The following is a 3,246-nucleotide window of genomic DNA, read 5'->3' as shown; positions in this document are numbered from 1 at the left end:
TTTGGGGGGAAGGGGAACCCCTCCGCCGGCGCTGGAGGGGTTCCCCTTCCCCCCAAGCCCCCCATCCCTTCCCCAGCCCGCTTTTACCGGGGGAAGAGTCAGAGACACGAGGTACTCTCGTCCCAAAAGCAAGCGGGGTGCATACAGCCAGTTTTGCTTATTTATTGAAATTGTTTGCAAAGTTTTTGTTAACAGGCCCTAAGGTGTTTTGCCTTTTTCAAAGGCAAAACACGACGGCGATACAACGCCGCACAGCCAGATGTGAAGGGAAAGACCGCGTTTTTCCCACGAAACGACAGGCCGTATGATTTGGGACACGAAGCCTTTCAAACGGGAGCAGGGACACACGACAAACGCTTTCCCCAAGGCAAGCGGAGCGTGTATGGTAAATTTGCCCTTATTTGTTGAAATAGTAGTGATATTTTGGATTGGCGTGCCCCAGGTGCCGCTTTGCGACCCACATGATTTCGACATAAAGGTTTTTTATTTTTCCAACTCATCCTCTATCATACATTTTTGTATATGATTATTTTATCTGTTATTACAAAGTATTACGAAGCAAAAGAAGCCATTTTCCCCTCTGTGGCGACAAACAACCTGCCACAATTATACACAAAAGAAGAAAAAAACATTCGCGGCGCGTCCTCTTCGTGGCCATCCCGCTTTTATCCACAAATAATATCCTTTTATTTTAGTATATTATAGAGATATTCCGCACACTGGCACGCTTCCTGCCTTAGGGAGGGCAACGGCGGCGCACGCCATGCGCCTCCGTCGAGTTTCACCATCCCGGAGGAGTCCCGTGAAGAGTCAACGCCATTCCGCCCTGCAGGAAGCCCTGTCCACCGCCCCGCTGCGCCTGTCCGCCGTGAGCGATGCCCACGCCTCGGACGGCGCGGAGGAATTCGGGTGCCACGTCTTCGGCCTTGACGCCATGCGCAAGCGCCTGCCCAAGGACGTGTACCGCCGCCTTGCCCGCATCATCAGCGAGGGCGGCCGTCTCGATCCCGCCATTGCCGATGTGGTGGCCAACGCCATGAAGGACTGGGCCATCGAGATGGGCGCGGATCACTATACCCACTGGTTCCAGCCCATGACCGGCCTCACGGCGGAAAAGCACGACGCCTTCCTCTCGCCCACGCCGGACGGGCACATGATCAACGAATTTTCGGGCAAGATGCTCATCTGCGGCGAGCCGGACGCCTCGTCCTTCCCGTCGGGCGGCATCCGCTCCACCTTCGAGGCCCGCGGCTATACGGCCTGGGACCCGTCGGTGCCGGTCTTCATCATCCGCAACGACAACGGTGCCACGCTCCACATCCCCACCTTTTTCTACGCCTATTCCGGTGAGGCGCTGGACCGCAAGATCCCCCTGCTGCGTTCGCTGGACGCCCTTTCCGTGCAGGCCCTGCGTATCCTGCGCCTGTTCGGCAACACCACGGCCCAGCGCGTGCGGGCCAGCGTCGGCCCGGAGCAGGAATATTTTCTGGTGGATCGTCGTCTGGCGGCCCTGCGGCCGGACATCATGCTCACGGGCCGCACCCTGCAGGGCGCGCCGTCCCCCAAGGGACAGGAGATGGAGGACCACTACTTCGGCGCCATCCCCGGCCGCGTCATGAGCTTCATGCAGGATGTGGAGCGCGAGCTGCAAAAGCTCGGCATCCCCGCCAAGACGCGCCACAACGAGGTGGCCCCCGGGCAGTTCGAGCTGGCGCCCATCTATGAGGAAGCCAACCTCGCCTGCGACCACAACATGCTGACCATGAACATGCTGCGTCACCTGGCCGCGCGCCACGGTTTCGTCTGCCTGCTGCACGAAAAGCCCTTTGCCGGGGTCAACGGCAGCGGCAAGCATAACAACTGGTCCCTGACCGACTCCGACGGCAACAATCTGCTCAATCCCGGCTCCACCCCGAGGGACAACGCCCAATTCCTCGTTTTTCTGGCGGCGGTGCTGCGGGCCGTGCACCTGCACGGCGCGGCCCTGCGGCTGGGGGCCATCGGCGCGGGCAACGATCACCGCCTCGGCGCCAACGAGGCCCCGCCGGCCATCATTTCCGTCTTTCTCGGTCAGGAACTCACCGGTGTCATCGAGGGCATCATCACCGGCAAGCCCGCACCCGATACGGGCAGCGGCGTCATGGAGATCGGCGTCTCCAGCCTGCCGCCCCTGCCCATCGACACCTCGGACCGCAACCGCACGAGCCCCTTCGCCTTCACGGGCAACAAGTTTGAATTCCGCGCCGTGGGCTCTTCCCAGTCCGTTGCCCCGGCCAACATCGCTCTCAATGCGGCCATGACCTGCGCCCTTCAGGACATAGCCGATGAGCTGGAAAAGGGCGTGGCGGCAGGCAATACCCTTAACGCGACCCTCCAGGACCTGCTGCCGCGCCTTTTCCGTCAACACTCCCCCGTGGTCTTCAACGGCAACGGCTATGCCGACGCCTGGAAGGAAGAAGCCGCCACGCGCGGTCTGCCCAACTACCCCGATACCGTCACCGCCGTGGAACACTACAGCGACGCCGACGTCATGCAGGTCTTCCTGCGGACGGGCGTGCTCAGTGAACGGGAAATGCTGGCCCGGCAGGAGATCCTTTTCGAGAACTACGCCAAGACCGTACGCATCGAGGGCGACGTCCTCCTGCGCATGATCAGCCGCCAGATCCTCCCCGCCGCACGCCACGCCGAGGACAGCGCCGCCCGCCTGCTCATGCATGTGCGCGCCGTGACCGAAAACGGCGACCAGGCAGAATGCGAACACTTCCGCAGCCTGCACGACCATACGACGCGACTCCAGCAGGCCGCCGCCACACTGGCCAACGCCCTCGCCGCCTGCCGCGACGCCTCCGACGCGCACGAAATGGCCCGCGCCGCCCGCGACGCCGTGCTGCCCGCCATGCGCCTCTGCCGCGAACACGCCGACGCCCTGGAACTGCTGGTGGACGATGAGCTCTGGCCCCTGCCCACCTATGCCGAATTGCTCTGGACGCATTAGTGGGATGATGCGGGGGGAAGGGGCCCCTTTGCTCGCGCCCAAAGGGGCCCCTTCCCCCCGCCCCCCCATCCCCACCAAACGCGCTTTGCCGGCCTCAACACAAACCCCCAAAGCATTTTGGGCAATATCAATAAACGAACATGGTCACGTCTGAATAACGGCAACTATCCCTTTCCCCCTATGAAAGCGCGCTGGGGGAGGGGAGGGGGGCTTGGGGGGAGGGGGACCCCCTCCCGCGCCAGGGGAGGAGG

General features: G+C 62.0%; 1 protein-coding gene. It reads left to right on the top strand.

Going from position 1 to position 3,246, the window contains the following annotated elements; translation table 11 throughout:
- Positions 1–802: 802 nt before the first annotated feature.
- A complete protein-coding gene (locus Q0K00_RS11625; RefSeq protein WP_297229706.1) occupies positions 803–2,995 on the top strand; it encodes a glutamine synthetase III in 2,193 nt (730 codons plus the stop codon).
- Positions 2,996–3,246 lie beyond the last annotated feature (251 nt).

The sequence above is a fragment of the uncultured Desulfovibrio sp. genome (assembly GCF_944327235.1).
In the GTDB taxonomy this organism is placed as follows: domain Bacteria; phylum Desulfobacterota; class Desulfovibrionia; order Desulfovibrionales; family Desulfovibrionaceae; genus Desulfovibrio.
This window is presented reverse-complemented; position numbering and strand designations above follow the sequence as displayed.